Origin of the sequence: Nocardia sp. NPDC047654, from assembly GCF_043205035.1 — a bacterium.
Classification (GTDB): domain Bacteria; phylum Actinomycetota; class Actinomycetes; order Mycobacteriales; family Mycobacteriaceae; genus Nocardia.
Genome location: NZ_JBIDDF010000001.1, coordinates 1,229,461 through 1,245,184 on the forward strand (window position 1 = coordinate 1,229,461; position 15,724 = coordinate 1,245,184).

The 15,724-nt window shown below is 69.9% G+C and carries 13 protein-coding genes; 11 read left to right on the forward strand and 2 right to left on the reverse strand.

Annotated features, from left to right (window positions below; translation table 11 throughout):
- The first annotated feature begins 92 nt into the window (after positions 1-92).
- The 10 genes from metH (at position 93) to ACGF7Y_RS05860 (ending at position 13,263) form a co-directional block, all read left to right on the forward strand.
- A complete protein-coding gene (gene metH / locus ACGF7Y_RS05815; protein ID WP_393229660.1) occupies positions 93-3,689 on the forward strand; it encodes a methionine synthase in 3,597 nt (1,198 codons plus the stop codon).
- 350 nt (positions 3,690-4,039) lie between these two features.
- Positions 4,040-5,851, forward strand: a complete 1,812-nt coding sequence (locus ACGF7Y_RS05820) for a serine/threonine-protein kinase (RefSeq protein WP_393229663.1) — start codon at positions 4,040-4,042, stop codon at positions 5,849-5,851.
- Positions 5,852-6,147: 296 nt separating this feature from the next.
- The gene (locus ACGF7Y_RS05825; protein ID WP_393229666.1) at positions 6,148-6,819 is read left to right on the forward strand and encodes an HAD family hydrolase; all 672 of its coding nucleotides are present in this window, start codon (positions 6,148-6,150) and stop codon (positions 6,817-6,819) included.
- A gap of 159 nt (positions 6,820-6,978) precedes the next feature.
- The gene (locus tag ACGF7Y_RS05830; protein WP_393229669.1) at positions 6,979-7,842 is read left to right on the forward strand and encodes an arpA protein; all 864 of its coding nucleotides are present in this window, start codon (positions 6,979-6,981) and stop codon (positions 7,840-7,842) included.
- Between the two features lie 44 nt (positions 7,843-7,886).
- Positions 7,887-8,723, forward strand: a complete 837-nt coding sequence (locus ACGF7Y_RS05835) for a class I SAM-dependent methyltransferase (RefSeq protein WP_393229672.1) — start codon at positions 7,887-7,889, stop codon at positions 8,721-8,723.
- Positions 8,720-10,534: a choline/carnitine O-acyltransferase gene (locus ACGF7Y_RS05840; RefSeq protein ID WP_393229674.1), complete on the forward strand. Its 1,815-nt coding sequence runs from the start codon at positions 8,720-8,722 to the stop codon at positions 10,532-10,534. The genes ACGF7Y_RS05835 and ACGF7Y_RS05840 overlap by 4 nt, the downstream gene beginning before the upstream one ends.
- Before the next feature lie 122 nt (positions 10,535-10,656).
- The gene (locus ACGF7Y_RS05845) at positions 10,657-10,920 is read left to right on the forward strand and encodes a phosphoribosyl-ATP diphosphatase (RefSeq protein ID WP_039798430.1); all 264 of its coding nucleotides are present in this window, start codon (positions 10,657-10,659) and stop codon (positions 10,918-10,920) included.
- Positions 10,921-10,965: 45 nt separating this feature from the next.
- Entirely contained in the window at positions 10,966-11,817 is an 852-nt protein-coding gene (gene hisG, locus ACGF7Y_RS05850; RefSeq protein ID WP_040867212.1) for an ATP phosphoribosyltransferase, read from the forward strand.
- A gap of 112 nt (positions 11,818-11,929) precedes the next feature.
- Positions 11,930-12,064 (forward strand): hypothetical protein, encoded by a 135-nt coding sequence (locus ACGF7Y_RS05855; protein WP_393229677.1) that lies wholly within the window; start codon positions 11,930-11,932, stop codon positions 12,062-12,064.
- Entirely contained in the window at positions 12,064-13,263 is a 1,200-nt protein-coding gene (locus tag ACGF7Y_RS05860) for a YeiH family protein (protein ID WP_393229679.1), read from the forward strand. The genes ACGF7Y_RS05855 and ACGF7Y_RS05860 overlap by 1 nt, the downstream gene beginning before the upstream one ends.
- Positions 13,264-13,322: 59 nt before the next feature.
- On the opposite strand, the gene ACGF7Y_RS05865 is transcribed toward ACGF7Y_RS05860, so the two are convergent.
- The gene (locus ACGF7Y_RS05865) at positions 13,323-14,234 is read right to left on the reverse strand and encodes a RecB family exonuclease (protein WP_393229682.1); all 912 of its coding nucleotides are present in this window, start codon (positions 14,232-14,234) and stop codon (positions 13,323-13,325) included.
- Positions 14,235-14,309: 75 nt separating this feature from the next.
- Here ACGF7Y_RS05865 and ACGF7Y_RS05870 point away from each other — a divergent pair, with 75 nt between their 5' ends.
- Entirely contained in the window at positions 14,310-15,143 is an 834-nt protein-coding gene (locus tag ACGF7Y_RS05870) for a tRNA (adenine-N1)-methyltransferase (protein ID WP_040867339.1), read from the forward strand.
- 40 nt (positions 15,144-15,183) lie between these two features.
- Here the strand turns inward: ACGF7Y_RS05870 and ACGF7Y_RS05875 are convergent, their stop codons facing one another.
- Positions 15,184-15,702, reverse strand: coding sequence for a hypothetical protein (locus ACGF7Y_RS05875; RefSeq protein WP_393229685.1), 519 nt, complete (start codon positions 15,700-15,702; stop codon positions 15,184-15,186).
- Positions 15,703-15,724: the final 22 nt, after the last annotated feature.

The following is a 15,724-nucleotide window of genomic DNA, read 5'->3' on the forward strand; positions in this document are numbered from 1 at the left end:
ATGCGGCGGCGTCGCGCCGGGCGTGTGGTCCAGGCCACCGAGCCTCGACGCGGTGGCCTGGAACGTCCCCCCTGCCCACTACGCTGGAGCGCATGTCTGCGTCCATCCCCGCCGAGTTCGACACCACGCTACTCGACACGCTGCGCCGCCGTGTCGTCATCGGCGACGGTGCGATGGGCACCATGCTGCAAGCGGCTGATCTGACCCTGGACGATTTCCGCGGGTTGGAGGGCTGTAACGAGATCCTCAACGACACCCGCCCCGACGTCCTGCGCGACATCCACCGCGCCTATTTCGAGGCGGGCGCCGACGCGGTCGAGACCAACACCTTCGGCTGCAATCTGCCCAACCTCGCCGACTACGACATCGCCGACCGGATCCGCGACCTGTCCGAGCGCGGCACCAGGCTGGCCCGCGAGGTCGCCGACGAGATGGGTCCGTCCGCCGACGGTACGCCACGGTACGTGCTCGGTTCGATGGGGCCGGGCACCAAGCTGCCCACCCTCGGTCACGCCCCGTTCGCCGCGCTGCGCGACGCCTACACCGAGGCAGCCCTCGGCATGCTGGACGGCGGCGCCGACGCCATCCTCATCGAGACCTGCCAGGACCTGCTCCAGGTGAAGGCGGCGGTGACCGGCAGCAGGCGCGCGATGGCGAAGCTGGGCCGCCGGATCCCGATCATCACCCACGTCACGGTGGAGACCACCGGCACGATGCTGGTGGGCAGCGAGATCGGCGCGGCGCTGACGGCGCTGGAGCCGCTCGGCATCGACATGATCGGCCTGAACTGCGCGACCGGCCCGGACGAGATGAGCGAACATCTGCGCCACCTTTCCCGCCACGCGCAGGTGCCGGTCTCGGTGATGCCGAACGCCGGGCTGCCGGTGCTCGGCGCCCACGGGGCGGAGTATCCGCTCACGCCCGAGGAGCTCGCGGTCGCGCTGCGCGGGTTCGTCACCGAGTTCGGGCTTGCCCTGGTCGGCGGCTGCTGCGGGACGACGCCCGAGCACATCCGTCAGGTCACCGCCGCGGTGCGCGAGGTCGAGCAGGCCCTGCCGCCGATCGCCGAGCGGCGCGCGCCGGTGCACGAGCCGAGCGTGTCCAGCATGTACACCGCGGTGCCGTTCGAACAGGACGCCTCGGTCCTGATGATCGGCGAGCGCACGAACGCCAACGGCTCCAAGGCCTTCCGCGACGCCATGCTTGCCGAGGACTGGCAGAAGTGCCTGGACATCGCCAAGGATCAGACCCGCGACGGCGCGCACATGCTCGATCTGTGCGTCGACTACGTCGGCAGGGACGGCACCCGCGACATGAGGGAGCTGGCCGCCCGGCTGGCCACCGCCTCGACGCTGCCGATCATGCTCGATTCCACCGAGGCCCCCGTTTTGCAGGCCGGGCTGGAACATCTCGGCGGCCGTTGCGCGGTCAACTCGGTGAACTACGAGGACGGCGCCGGCCCCGATTCGCGTTTCCAGCAGACCATGCGACTGGTCGCCGAGCACGGCGCCGCGGTGGTGGCGCTGACCATCGACGAGGAGGGCCAGGCCCGCACCGCGGCGAAGAAGGTGGAAATCGCCGAGCGGTTGATCGCCGACATCACCGGCAACTGGGGGCTGTCGGAGAGCGACATCATCATCGACACGCTCACCTTCACCCTCGGCACCGGCCAGGAGGAGTCGCGCCGCGACGGGCTGGAGACCATCGAGGCCATCCGCGAGCTCAAGCGCCGCCATCCCCGGGTGCAGACCACCCTGGGTCTGTCCAATATCTCCTTCGGTCTCAACCCGGCGGCCCGGCAGGTGCTCAACTCGGTCTTCATGCACGAATGCGTCGAGGCCGGTCTGGACTCCGCGATCGTGCACGCCTCGAAGATCATCCCGATCAGCCGGATCCCGGACGAGCAGCGCGAAACCGCGCTGGATCTGGTGTACGACCGCCGCGCCGAGGACTACGACCCGCTACAGAAACTGATGGCGCTGTTCGAAGGCGTCTCCACCTCCTCGTCGAAGGCGTCGCGGGCGGAGGAACTGGCCGCGCTGCCGCTGTTCGAGCGGCTGGAGCGGCGGATCGTCGACGGTGAACGAGCGGGGATGGAGGCCGACCTCGACGCGGCCATGACCGAGGTGCCGCCGCTGCAGATCATCAACGAGACCCTGCTCGCCGGGATGAAGACGGTCGGTGAGCTGTTCGGCTCCGGTCAGATGCAGCTGCCGTTCGTGTTGCAGTCCGCCGAGGTGATGAAGGCCGCCGTCGCGTACCTGGAGCCGCATATGGAGGCCACCGACGACAGCGGCAAGGGCCGCATCGTGCTGGCCACCGTCAAGGGCGACGTGCACGACATCGGCAAGAACCTGGTGGACATCATCCTGTCGAACAACGGCTACGAGGTGGTCAATCTCGGCATCAAGCAGCCGATCGCCACCATCCTGGACGCGGCGGTGGACAAGAAGGCCGACGTCATCGGCATGTCCGGCCTGCTGGTGAAGTCGACGGTGGTGATGAAGGAGAACCTCGAGGAACTCAACGCCAAGGGCGTGGCCGAGCAGTTCCCCGTGCTGCTCGGCGGCGCGGCCCTCACCCGGTCGTACGTGGAGAACGATCTCACCGCGGTGTACGAGGGCGACGTGCACTACGCGCGCGACGCGTTCGAGGGCCTGCGGCTGATGGACGACATCATGACCCGCAAGCGCGGCGGCGAAGCGGACCCGGACAGCCCGGAAGCCGTCGCCGAGCGCGAGCGGGCCGCCGAGCGCAAAGCGCGCCACGAGCGCTCCAAGCGGATCGCCGCGGAGCGCCGGGCGGCCGAGGCGCCCGTCGTGGTGCCCGAACGCTCCGACGTCGCGGCCGACCTGCCGGTGCCGGTGCCGCCGTTCTGGGGCACGCGGCTGGTGAAAGGTCTTGCCCTGCACGAGTACTCGGGTCTGCTGGACGAGCGGGCGCTGTTCCTGGGCCAATGGGGCCTGCGCGGGCAGCGGAGCGGCGACGGACCGAGCTACGAGGAACTGGTGGAAACCGAGGGCAGGCCGCGCCTGCGCGCCTGGCTGGACCGGTTGAGCACCGAAGGTGTGTTGCAGCACGCCGCGGTGGTGTACGGCTACTTCCCCGCGGTGTCCGAAGGCGACGACGTCATCGTGCTCACCGAACCGGAGCCCGACGCGCCGGAACGGTACCGGTTCACCTTCCCGCGTCAGCAGCGCGACCGTTTCCTGTGCATCGCCGACTTCATCCGTTCCCGGGACTACGCCCGCACGACCGGTCAGGTCGACGTCCTGCCGTTCCAGCTGGTCACCATGGGTCAGCCGATCGCCGACTTCGCCAACGAGCTGTTCGCGGGCGACAGTTACCGCGACTACCTGGAGGTGCACGGCATCGGCGTCCAGCTCACCGAGGCGCTCGCCGAGTACTGGCACCGGCGCATCCGCGAGGAACTGGTGCTCGACGGCCACGCGGTCGCCGAGTCCGACCCGGCGGACGTGCTGGAGTACTTCAAGCTCGGTTACCGCGGCGCGCGTTACTCCTTCGGCTACGGCGCCTGCCCCGACCTGGAGGACCGCGCCAAGCTGGTCGACCTGCTCGAGGCCGATCGTATCGGCGTGGTGCTGTCGGAGGAGCTGCAGCTGCATCCGGAGCAGTCCACCGACGCGTTCGTGCTGCTGCATCCGGAGGCGAAGTACTTCAACGCGTAGGCGTGCGACGCACCGCGAGTCATAGCGAAATGCTCTCGCGCCAAGGGCCTTTGTTACCTGGCCGGATGTCGATTCTCGCGCGAATCGGGTGCACGTCGGCGCGTCATGGCGCGCGGGCGCGCGGTGTTGACCTGGGCGATCGCCCAGGCCCGCGCCGGGAGGTGGATGTCTGTCGGGTGGATGTGCCATTGTCGAAGGCGTTGTAACTGCATCCGGAGCAGTCGGCGGATGCGTTCGCTTCCCTGCTCAGTGGTGCGAAGCACCTCGGCGCGTACGCCTTCGGAGTTCTTGGCGGGCTCACGCGCGGAGTGCGAAACGGCTAGGCGCGTGAGTAGGAGAGGCACACCACCATGACGGCGGATCGATTGATCGCGGGACGGTACCGGCTCACGGATCCGATCGGCACCGGCGCCATGGGTGTGGTCTGGCGAGCGACCGATATCCGGTTGCAGCGCGCCGTCGCGGTCAAACAGGTGTTGCTCGGGCCCGGGCTGTCCGGGTCGGCGGCGCTGGAGGCGAAGCGACGTGCCATGCGGGAGGGGCGGATCGCCGCCCGGCTGCACCATCCGAATGCCATCACCGTGTTCGACGTGGCCGAGGAGGACGGCCAGCCCTGGTTGGTCATGGAGTACATGGACGCGCCGAGCCTGGCGACCAAACTGTCGGGCAATCGCACGCTGCCGCCGATCGAGGTCGCCGAGATCGGCGCGCAAGCGGCGAGCGCCCTGGCCGCCGCGCACGACGCGGGGATCATGCATCGGGACGTGAAGCCGGCGAACCTGCTGGTCGCCGACAACGGCACGGTCAAGATCACCGATTTCGGCATATCCCGCGCGGTCGGCGACGTGACGGTCACGGCCACCGGCTTCCTCGCCGGGACGCCGGCCTATCTGTCGCCGGAGGTGGCGCGCGGCGAGGATCCGGAACCGGCTTCCGACGTCTTCGCCCTCGGTTCGACGCTGTACGCGGCGGTGCAGGGCACCCCGCCCTTCGGCGAGGGTGACAACCCGCTCGCCCTGCTGCACGCGGTCGCGCGGGCGGAGATCCCGCCACCCGAGTCCGCGGGCCCGCTGGGGCCGGTGCTGATGTATCTGCTCGCTCCGTCCGTCGCCGACCGCCCGACCATGCGGGAGGCGAAAGCGGTCCTCGAAGCCGTTGCGGCGGGCCGGGATCCGCAATTGCCCGCCCCGGCGACCAAGGTGATTCCCGCCCCCGCCACGGCGACGACCGTCCTGCCCGGCCAAGCCGCTGCCGTATCGCCGGAGCAGCCGGTGGACAACGGGGTCACCGCTGTCGTGCCCTTCGCCGGGCCGAGTCCGTTCCCGCCGCAATCGGTCACGCCGCCGCCGGCGCCGAGGCGGCCCGGGCGGGCGGCGACGTTGCCGGGCGTTCTGCGGGGCAGGCAGCGCGGCCGGCTGATCGCCGTGGAAGTCGCCGCAGTGGTCGGGGTGCTGATCCTGGTCGCCATCATCGCGACGCTGACCACCGTCGACAGCGAGGGCGGCGACGCGGCGACGTCGTCGGCAGTGCCTCCGGCCGCCGGGGCGCCCGAGAACGCGCCGTCGACGGCCGACGCGGCCGGACCGGAGCCGCGACAGGCCCCGGCGCAAGCTCCCGCCCAACCACCGGCTCAGGCGTCCTCCTCCCCGGCGCCCGCCCCCGTGCCCGGGCCGGCGCCCACTTCCGCGGGAGCGCCGCCGCCCCCGCCCGCACCGGGAACCCCCCCGCCCGCGCAGACGACGAATCCCGCACCGAGCACCACCCCGCCGCCCGGCACCACACCCCAGCCCACCACGTCGAGCCCTGCCCCGACCACCACCGGCCCGACCGCCACCGCGACGACCGCCCCGTCCGGGCCGCCGACGCCCGACCGGATCGCCTCGTTCATCCAGGGCTATTACGGCATGCTGCCCGCCAACGTGTCCGGCGCCTGGACACAGCTCGCCCCTGGATACCAGTCGAAGACCGGTTACGACTCCTACGTGAACTTCTGGGGCTCCATCCGCTCGGTGAGCGTGGGCTCGGTCACGCAGAACGGTGCGAACCGGGCGGTGGTCGCGCTGACCTATACCCTGAAGAACGGCACGACGACCTCCGAGAACCGATGGATCGAGGTCGTCGGGGACAGTGCCAAGCTGCAGATCGCCGCGTCGGGCACCTAGACCGGTTCCTCTGCGCGTCGGCGCCCGCTGTGTGCGACTTCGGCGTGACCGCGCCGATCGGGCGCTGCCGCGGCCCTTGCTCGGGCTCGGTGTGGAGGTGCGCCCGACGGTGCGCTTCGGGCGGCTGCCTCCGCCGCGCGGCACGATGGACGAACGCTGGGCAGTACCCGGTCCATAGCTGCACGGGTGCGGGGCTTGGCCCGACGGTACGGTTCGTGGGCCCACTTGGCGATGGGGTGGGGGCGGCCGCCGAGCCGTGCCGATGACATGGACGAGATCTAGGAGAAGGACCGAACGTGACAGCGCGACTGGCCGGAGTGCTCTGGGACATGGACGGCACGCTGCTGGACTCGGAGAAACTCTGGGACGTCGCGGTGCGTGAACTGGCGCGCGAGCACGGGCGCGAGATGACCGACGCGATCCGGCACGCGCTGATCGGGGCGTCGGGCCCGAACGCTCTGCGGATCATGTTCACCGGCCTCGGCATCGCGCCCACGCCCGACTCACTGCGGGCGGCGGGGGAGTTCCTGGAACGGCGGGTGACCGAATTGATGACCGGCCCCATCCCGTGGCGGCCGGGTGCGAAGGACGCACTGGCCATGGTTCGCGCGGCGGGGTTGTCCAGTGCGCTCGTCACCAATACCAAGCGGTCGCTCACGGAATTCGGTCTCGACACCCTGGGGCGCGACTTCTTCGACGTCTCGGTCTGCGGCGACGAGGTGGCGCACGGCAAGCCGGAGCCCGATGTCTACCTGCGCGCCGCCGAACTGCTCGGACTCGATCCGGAACACTGTGTGGCGGTGGAGGACTCGCCCACCGGCGCCCGTGCGGCACAGGCCGCGGGCTGTGCGCTGATGGTGGTCCCGTGCGAGATCCCGGTGCCGCACACGCCGGGGCGGGTGTTCCGGGAATCGCTGATCGGGCTGACCGTCGCGGATCTCGAACACGCTCTGCGCGTACGCCGTTGAGCTGTTCCCGCGATCGCCCGCCGCGCCGCCGCGGGCCGACGTGGACCGAGAGTTACTGTGCCGCAACGGGAGTGCGCGCAGATAGTAGGTGTGACCGTGATCACCGGCAATCTCGCCGAATCCCGGGCGTGTCGGCGACGGGTCCACCAAAATGACGCCATGGCAGCGTTGGGCGTACTCGACGAGATCGTAGATATCGCACAGTATCCCCTGGCGGATCCGGACGGGCCCACGCTGCGGGAAGCGGTCCGGCGCGCCCGTGCGGAACTGGCCGACACCGGCTGCACCGTGTTGCGCGGGTTCGTCCGCCCTGAACTCACCGAGACCCTGCGGACGCAGGGTGAGCTGATGGCTCCGCACGCGCACTACGAGGTCGAGCGGGTCAACGCCTACAACATTCCCCTGGACACCGAACTGCCGGAGAATCATCCGGGCCGGATCGTGCTGGAGCGGGGTAACGCGTTCGTACCGCGCGACCGCATCCCCGCCGACGCGCTGATCCACCGGCTCTACACCGACGAGCTGTTCCAGCGGTTCGTCGCCGACTGCTTCGGATTGGCCGAATTGCACGAGTTCGCCGATCCGCTCGCCGGACTGTGCCTCAACGTCGTCGCGCCGGGTATGTCGCATCCCTGGCATTTCGACACGAACGAATTCACCGTCTCGATGCTGACCCAGCCCGCCGAGGACGGTGGCGTCTTCGAGTACTGCCCCGATATCCGCACACCCGAGGCGGAAAACCTCGACGACGTACGCGCCGTGCTGACCGGCGACGGCGAGCGTTTCGTCCAGCGGCTCGAACTGCGCCCGGGCGACCTGCAGCTGTTCCAGGGTCGCTTCTCGTTGCACCGCGTCTCACCCGTGGGCGGTGCGCGCCAGCGCCATTCGGCCATTTTCGCCTACACCGATCGTCCCGGAATGGTCGGCACGGTGGAACGTACCCGGCAGTTGTTCGGCCGCGTGCTTCCCGACCACCTAGCCGCCGCGGCCGCTGCCGTGCGGGGCGATCGACTGCTCGACTGAGCCGAACGGCTCGACTGACCGAGCTCGACCCGAGAGGACCGACAGTGCCAGTGCCGTTACACACGACCGGGAAAGCGTCTTTCGACGACATCTACGACCGCCCCGATCCGCGCGCGTACTACGCGCGTATGTCCGATCTGGACTACCGCATTCCGGAACTGGCGAAACCGTTCTTCCAGCAGCAGATTCGAGAGTTTCGCGCCTCCGCGCGGGTCGCCGTGCCGACCGTGCTCGACATCGGCTGCTCCTACGGCGTGAACGCGGCGCTGTTGCGTTTCGACACCACGATCGGCGAACTGGCCGAGCACTACGCCGTGGCCGACATCGATCGGGCCGGTCTGATCCGGCGCGACCTGGCCCGCGTCGCGGCGCGGGCCGTGGCGGACGACGTGCGTTTCCTCGGCATGGACGCCTCCCGCCCCGCCCTCGACTACGCGCGGGAGGCCGGGCTCCTGCACGACGTGGTGCACGCCGACCTGGAGTCCGGCGAACCGACCGACCAACAGCGCGTCCTGCTGGCGACCGCCGATCTGGTCGTCTCCACCGGCTGTATCGGCTACGTCACCGAGAAGACCTTGACTCGCGTGGCCACCGCGCATCCGCGCAGGCGGCCGTGGATGGCACACTTCGTATTGCGCATGTTCGACTTCGGACCGATCGAGGCGGAACTCGCCGCGCTCGGCTACCGGACCGAGCAGGCGCCGGGGTTGTACGAGCAACGCAGGTTCGCCTCACCGGCCGAGCAGGCGCAGGTGCTGAACACCCTGTCCGCCAACGGAATCGACACCACCGGCCGGGAAGACCAGGGATGGTTGTATGCCAACCTGTACGTGTCCAGGCCGCTGCCGAAACATCACGCCGACACCGAGGACTCGCATTGACCGAACGCACCTTCGCCGCCGACGACCACCTGCCCCGGGTGCCCCTGCCGACGCTGGAGGACAGCTGTGGGCGGTTCCTGCAGTGGTGCGAACCGCTGCTGACCGCCGACGAACTCGCCGCCACCCGGGCGGCGGTCGACGACCTGCTGCGATCCGACGGGCCGGGGCGCACGCTGCACGCGGCGCTCGCGGAGTACGACGCGACGCCCGGGGTCGGCAGCTGGCTGGACCTGTTCTGGCCGTCGCGGTACCTGGGCAGGCGGGACCGGATCGCCCTCAACGCGAACTTCTTCTTCCTGTTCCGGGACGACACCGCCCTGGCCGCCTCCACCGCAGCCACCCAGGTGGACCGCGCGGCGGGCATCATCTCCGCCGCCGTGGACTACAAGCTGGCGCTGGACCAGGAGACCGTCCCTCCGGTGACCCAGCGCGGACAGCAGCTGTCCATGTGGCAGAACAAGTACCTGTTCTCCGAGACCAGGATCCCCGGCGTCGAGCAGGACACCGTGCGGGTCCCCTACAGCGAGGAATGGCCGGGCCCCTCCCAGGCCCGGCACATCGTGGTGTTCTTCCACGGCAGCCCGTTCCGGATGGACGTGATCGGACCGGACGGAGCGCCGTACTCGCCGGAGGATCTCGCCGACGGGTTGCGCGCGGTGCTGAAAGCGGGCGCCCGCCCGGCCCGCACCGACACCGCCGTCGGGCAGCTCACCACCAAGGCCCGCGCGGAGTGGGCGCAGAGCAGGCAGCGGCTGCTGGCCGAACCGGCGAACGCCGCGGCACTGGACACCATCGAGACCGCGCTGTTCGCCGTCTGCCTCGAGGACTTCGCCCCGCGCGACGAACTGCACGCCTGCGACGAGCTGCTGCACGGTGACAGTGCGAACCGGTGGTTCGACAAATCGGTGTCCTTCATCGTCTTCGATGACGGCCAGGCGGGCATCAACGTCGAACACTGCGGACTCGACGGCACCACGATCCTCTCGTTCGTGGACGCCCTGCTGGAGACTCCGGTGCAGGAACACGCCACGCGCTCCGGCGCGCAAGCGCAGGGACTGCCCGCGGTGGAGCCGATCGAGTTCGTGCTGGACGAGGCGCAGCGCGGCGATATCGCGGCCGCGGGCGCCGCCTTCGCCCGGTACGCCGCGGAGAACGCCACCCAGACGCTGTCGTTCCCGGACTTCGGCACCACCGCGGCCAAAGCGTTGGGCATCTCACCGGACGCGTTCGCGCAACTGAGCTACCAGCTGGCCCATCGGCGCAGCAAGGGGCTCACCGGCGCCACCTACGAGTCCATCGCGACCAGGCAGTACCGCAACGGCCGCACCGAGGCCATGCGGGTGGTCACCCCGGAGATGATCGCCTTCGTGGACGCGATGCAGGACCCGGACGCGGGCGCCGAGGCCCGGCTCGCCGCGGCGCGGACGGCGGCGGCCGCGCACGTGGAACGGGCCAAGCAGTGCCAGACCGGGGCCGCCCCCGAGCAGCACCTGTGGGAGCTGCAATGGATCCAGCGCCGTCGCGGCGCGGAGCTGGGCGTCACCGACCCGATCCCGCTCTACGACAGCCCGGGCTGGACGATCATGCGCGACGACTACCTGAGCACCAGCTCGGCGCCGTCGGTCAACATCCGCTACTTCGGTTTCGGCTCCACCAGCTCCCGGTGCATCGGCATCGCGTACGTCCTGCTGCCGGACCGCTGGAATCTCTATCTGGCCACCCCGAAGCCGGTCGCCGACCAGATGTACGCCTTCGCCGACCACCTCCGCACTGCGGTCGCCGATCTGCGGGCGTTGCTCGCCGCGAACTAGGCGCCCTCCGCCCGGCTCCTCCGCACCCCGCGCGGGGTGCGGAGGAGCCGGGCGGTCGCAGTTCCCGGCCATCGTGGGCCGGAGCAACGGGCCCGCATCCGGGTCTGAAACAATGGCTCATCGTGAAGAACTTCGAATCCCTGTTCGCCGAGCTGCAGGATCGTGCGGTCAACCGCCCCGAGGGGTCCGGAACCGTTGCCGCGCTGGACGCCGGCGTGCATACCCAGGGTAAGAAGGTGCTCGAGGAGGCCGGTGAGGTATGGCTGGCCGCCGAACACGAGAGCGACGAGTCGCTCGCCGAGGAGATCTCCCAGCTGCTGTATTGGGTGCAGGTGCTGATGGTGGGCCGCGGGCTGAAGCTCGAGGACGTGTACCGACATCTGTGACGGCCGTCCGACACCCCCGTTTCTCCTCCCGAAAGGACTCCTCCCATGCTGCGCGTCGCAGTTCCCAACAAAGGCGCCCTGTCCGAATCCGCCGTCTCGATCCTCGCGGAAGCGGGCTACCGCAAGCGCACCGATTCGCGTGATCTGACCGTTCTCGACCCGGCCAACCAGGTCGAGTTCTTCTTCCTGCGGCCCAAGGACATCGCCATCTACGTCGGGTCCGGAGAACTCGATCTCGGGATCACCGGACGTGACCTCGCGCTGGATTCCGGCGCGCCGGTGCAGGAACGACTCGCCCTCGGGTTCGGCCGCTCCACCTTCCGCTACGCCGCCCCCGCCGGGCGGGAGTGGAAGGTCGAGGACCTCTACGACAAGCGGATCGCCACCTCCTACCCGAACCTGGTGCTGAGCGATCTGCGCCGCCGGGGCATCGAGGCCGAGGTGATCCGCCTCGACGGCGCGGTGGAGATCTCCATCCAGCTCGGCGTCGCCGACGCGATCGCCGATGTCGTCGGCTCGGGGCGCACGCTGCGCCAGCACAATCTGGTGGCCTTCGGTGAATCGCTGTGCGATTCGGAGGGTGTGCTGGTCGAACGCAAGGACGCCGACCAGGGCGACCGGGCGCGCAACCAGCTCGTCGCCCGGATCCAGGGCGTGGTCTTCGCCCAGCAGTACGTCATGCTGGACTACGACTGCCCGAAGGAACTGCTCGACGAGGCGTTCGTCATCACCCCCGGGTTGGAGTCGCCCACCGTCGCGCCGCTGGCCGATACCGGCTGGATGGCCGTGCGGGCGCTCGTTCCGCGCAAACAGAGCAACGAGTTGATGGACCAGCTGGCCGATCTGGGCGCCAAAGCCATCCTGGCCACCGACATTCGCTCCTGCCGCGCATTCTGAACGTCGGATGCGTCGATACGCCTGATCCGCTCAGCCTGAGCGCAATCGGTGTGCGCTGTGACCGCGTGTTGCTACCGTGCGGCCTCTCGATGAGGAAACGCAAGGAGTCCCCGTGTCACAGTCACCACCCGAGGAGCAGTCGGGCAGCACCTTCACCTGGAACGAGGATTGGCTGGCGGCCATCGCCGGGCTGGTGCTGATCGCACTGGTCCTGCTCGGCGTGATTCCGGATCGGTTGGTGCCGTGATGGCCGCGACCGGCGCCGAAGCGGCGAAGGATCCGAAAGCCCCGACCGGCGCCGGGCCCGGCCCGGACCCGGCGCGGGCCGAGGTCCCGTCCTCGGAAACCGAAGCGGTGCAGGAGGTGTCCCGTCCGTCGGCCGCGGCCATCGCGGCCGGTGTCGCGGTTGTCGTCGGGTTGGGTGCCCTCACCCGATACTTCGAGACGCACGTTCCGCCGTGGGCGGTAAACACTCCGTTCCAGCGGGTCGCCAAGTCGATCGAATACCCGGTGTACGCCATCGCACTCGGCCTGATCGGCAACCTCGTATTGACGAAACTCGCCCTGCGCGGTCGGCTTTCGGCGGGCTTCCGCACCGAGTTCTTCATCAAGACCGGCGTGGTGCTGCTCGGCGCGTCGATCAACCTGAAGATCCTCGTCACCGCCGCGGGCCCGTCGATCGTGCAAGCGCTGCTGCTGATCACGGCCGTGTTCGGGTTCACATGGTGGCTGGGCGGGCGGCTCGGCCTGGACGACAAACTGCGCGCGCTGCTGTCCTCGGCGGTGTCGATCTGTGGTGTCAGTGCGGCCATCGCCGCGGCGGGCGCGGTGCAGGCGCGGCGTGAGCAGATCGCCTACGCGGCGTCGCTGGTGATCGTCTTCGCCCTGCCCTCGATCTTCCTGCTGCCCTGGCTGGCGGAAGTGCTCGGGTTGCCGGACGCGGTCGCGGGCGCCTGGATCGGCGGCAACATCGACACCACCGCGGCGGTCGCGGCCTCGGGCGCGATCGCGGGGGAGCAGGCACTGCAGATCGCCACGATCGTCAAGACCACGCAGAACGCATTGATCGGCGTCGTCGCGATCGCGCTGACCGCGTACTTCACGCTGCGCGTCGAGCGCGTGCCCGGCGCGGTGCGGCCCTCGGCGAGCCAGTTCTGGGAGCGGTTCCCGAAGTTCGTCCTCGGCTTCATCGCCGCCTCGATCATCGGCACGCTGTACCTGCAATCGGCGGACAAGAAGTCGGGCGCGGCGCACATCGCGATCGTCAACGATCTGCGCACCTGGTTCCTGATCTTCGCGTTCGTCTCCATCGGCTTGGAGTTCTCGCTGCGCGGACTGCGCGAAGCGGGCTGGCGGCCGGTCGTGGTGTTCGGATCGGCGGCGGTCGTGAATCTCGCGGTGGGGCTGGGCCTTTCGGTGCTGTTGTTCCACGACTTCACCGCCTGAGGCGACTCGCAGGTATCCGAGCCGCCGCCGCGTGCCCGGCCCCGGGCCGCGCCGCGGGATCAGTCCGAGACGGCTTCGGCGAGGGTCTCGTCCGGGGACTCGGTCGCGCCGCCGCTCGGCCAGCCGGGGTAGGGGGGTGGCGTGCCGCCGAACGCCGGGCACAAGGGCTTGTAGTCGCAGTACGAGCACATCCGGCCGGTGTTCGGCGGGAAGTCTCCGGTGCGGCCCGCCTCCAGGATGGCCGCCCACAGCGCGGAGAGCGTGCGCTCGAAGCGCAGCAACTCCTGCTCATCGGGGGCGTAGGTGAGGATCTGCTCGTCGGCCAGGTAGATCAGCCGTAGCTGGGCGGGCACCACGCCGCGGGTGCGCAGGACCACCAGCGCGTAGAACTTCAGCTGGAACAGCGCCTTGGTCTCGTGCGTCGGCCCCGGTACGCGACCGGTCTTGTAATCGACGACGCGCAGGGCGCCGCTCGGCGCGATGTCGATCCGGTCGACGAAGCCGCGCAGCAGCGCGCCGTCGGCGAGTTCGACCTCCACCCGCGCCTCACGCGATTCCGGGTCGAAACGCGTCGGATCCTCCAGCCGGTAGTAGCGGCGCACCAGTGCGCGCACCTCGCCGAGGAAGACGTCGAGCCGCTCGCCGGCGATCAGCTCCGCGACCTCCGGCTGCTCGGCGAGCACCCGCGCCCACGCCGCGGGGACCAGGGCCTCGGCGCGCTCGGGCACGCGCTCGGTCGCGGGCAGTCCGTAGAGATCCTCCAGCACCGCGTGGACCACCGTGCCGCGCACCGCGTGCACCGACGGCTGCTCCGGTATCCGATCGATCGCCCGGAACCGGTATTTCAGCGGACACTGCTTGAAATCCATTGCCCGGGAAGGCGACAGCGCGGGCCGGGCGCGGCTCGCCGTCGCGTCGGGCTCGGAGGTCCGCGCGTCGTCGGCAGGGGGCGTGGACACGGGCGAGCACATACCTGGCAGGCTATCCGGCGGTACCGACACGCCGGTGCCGGACAGCACGGATTCCAACCAGCGAAACGGAGATTCATGACGGCCAGACGGACCGGGCCATTCACCATCGGTGACCGGGTGCAGCTGACCGATGCCAAGGGGCGCCTGTACACGGTGGTCTTGGAGCCGGGCAAGGAGTTCCACACCCATCGCGGCGGGATCAAGCACGACAGCCTGATCGGCGCCGACGAGGGCAGCGTGGTGCACTCCACCAACGGCACGCCCTACCTCGCGCTGCGTCCGCTGCTGATCGACTACGTGCTGTCCATGCCGCGCGGGGCCGCGGTGATCTACCCCAAGGATGCCGCGCAGATCGTGCACGAGGGCGACGTGTTCCCCGGGGCCCGCGTGCTCGAGGCAGGCGCGGGGTCCGGTGCGCTGACCTGCTCGCTGCTGCGGGCGGTCGGGCCGCAGGGGCAGGTGGTGTCCTACGAGATCCGCGCCGACCACGCCGAGCACGCGGTCCGCAACGTGGAGACGTTCTTCGGCGAGCGCCCGGCGAACTGGTCGCTGACCGTCGGCGACGTGGCCGACTACACCGGAGAGCCGGTCGACCGCGCCGTGCTGGACATGCTCGCGCCGTGGGACGCGCTACCGGCGGTGTCGAAGGCGCTGGTGCCCGGCGGCGTGCTGATCGTCTACGTGGCCACCGTGACGCAGTTGTCCAAGGTGGTCGAAGCGCTGCGCGAGCAGGAGTGCTGGACCGAGCCGCGCTCCTGGGAGTCGCTGGTGCGCCCGTGGCACGTGGTCGGCCTGGCCGTGCGGCCCGAACATCGCATGCAGGGTCACACCGCCTTCCTGGTCAGCGCCCGCAGGCTCGCCGAGGGCACCGTCACGCCCAAGCCGCAGCGCAGGCCGTCGAAGGGCTGAGCGCGGCAGGGCGGCGACGGCGGTGACCGGCGCGCCGGCCTCAGGCCGGGACGCAGGGCGCCTGCGCGAAGCCGAGCAGCAGACAGCCGCTCGCGTCCGACAGCTTCCAGGTGCCGTCGACGTTTTCCCAGGTCAGCGGTACGGCCGGGGCGGCGCCGTGCGGCGAGCTGATGGTCACCTGCGCGTTCGCGGTGCTGCCCTGGGTGGTGAGGTCGGCGACGGCGAAGGTCAGCGTGTAGCCCTGCAGGCCGGCGTTCATCTGGTCGATGTTCGCGGTGCGCTTGTCACCGTTGACGATCAGCTTGGACTTCTCCGCGGTGGGTACATTCGGATCGGCGAGCCTGACCAGCATCGCCTGCAAGGTCTCGGCGGTCGGCGCGCCGGTCGCATGGTCGCCGTGATCATGGGTACCCGACGCGGCGGCGCTGATGGTGGCGGAGGTCGCCGCGCTGGTGGAAGAGTCGTCGTCGGAGCCGCACGCCGTCAACGCGCCGGAGATCGCCAGCGCCGCGGCGGCGGTGGCAAGGGAAACACGCAGGGTTCTCGCGGGAAGGAGCATGGTGGCAACCTTTCGGCTCGGG

What these genes read in the sequence shown, in the direction of transcription:
- ACGF7Y_RS05865 (WP_393229682.1), bottom strand. Translation starts at nt 14,234, where the DNA reads ATGTGCTCGCCCGTGTCCACGCCCCCTGCCGACGACGCGCGGACCTCC.
- metH (WP_393229660.1), top strand. Translation starts at nt 93, where the DNA reads ATGTCTGCGTCCATCCCCGCCGAGTTCGACACCACGCTACTCGACACG.
- hisG (WP_040867212.1), top strand. Translation starts at nt 10,966, where the DNA reads ATGCTGCGCGTCGCAGTTCCCAACAAAGGCGCCCTGTCCGAATCCGCC.
- ACGF7Y_RS05870 (WP_040867339.1), top strand. Translation starts at nt 14,310, where the DNA reads ATGACGGCCAGACGGACCGGGCCATTCACCATCGGTGACCGGGTGCAG.
- ACGF7Y_RS05820 (WP_393229663.1), top strand. Translation starts at nt 4,040, where the DNA reads ATGACGGCGGATCGATTGATCGCGGGACGGTACCGGCTCACGGATCCG.
- ACGF7Y_RS05875 (WP_393229685.1), bottom strand. Translation starts at nt 15,702, where the DNA reads ATGCTCCTTCCCGCGAGAACCCTGCGTGTTTCCCTTGCCACCGCCGCC.
- ACGF7Y_RS05830 (WP_393229669.1), top strand. Translation starts at nt 6,979, where the DNA reads ATGGCAGCGTTGGGCGTACTCGACGAGATCGTAGATATCGCACAGTAT.
- ACGF7Y_RS05860 (WP_393229679.1), top strand. Translation starts at nt 12,064, where the DNA reads ATGGCCGCGACCGGCGCCGAAGCGGCGAAGGATCCGAAAGCCCCGACC.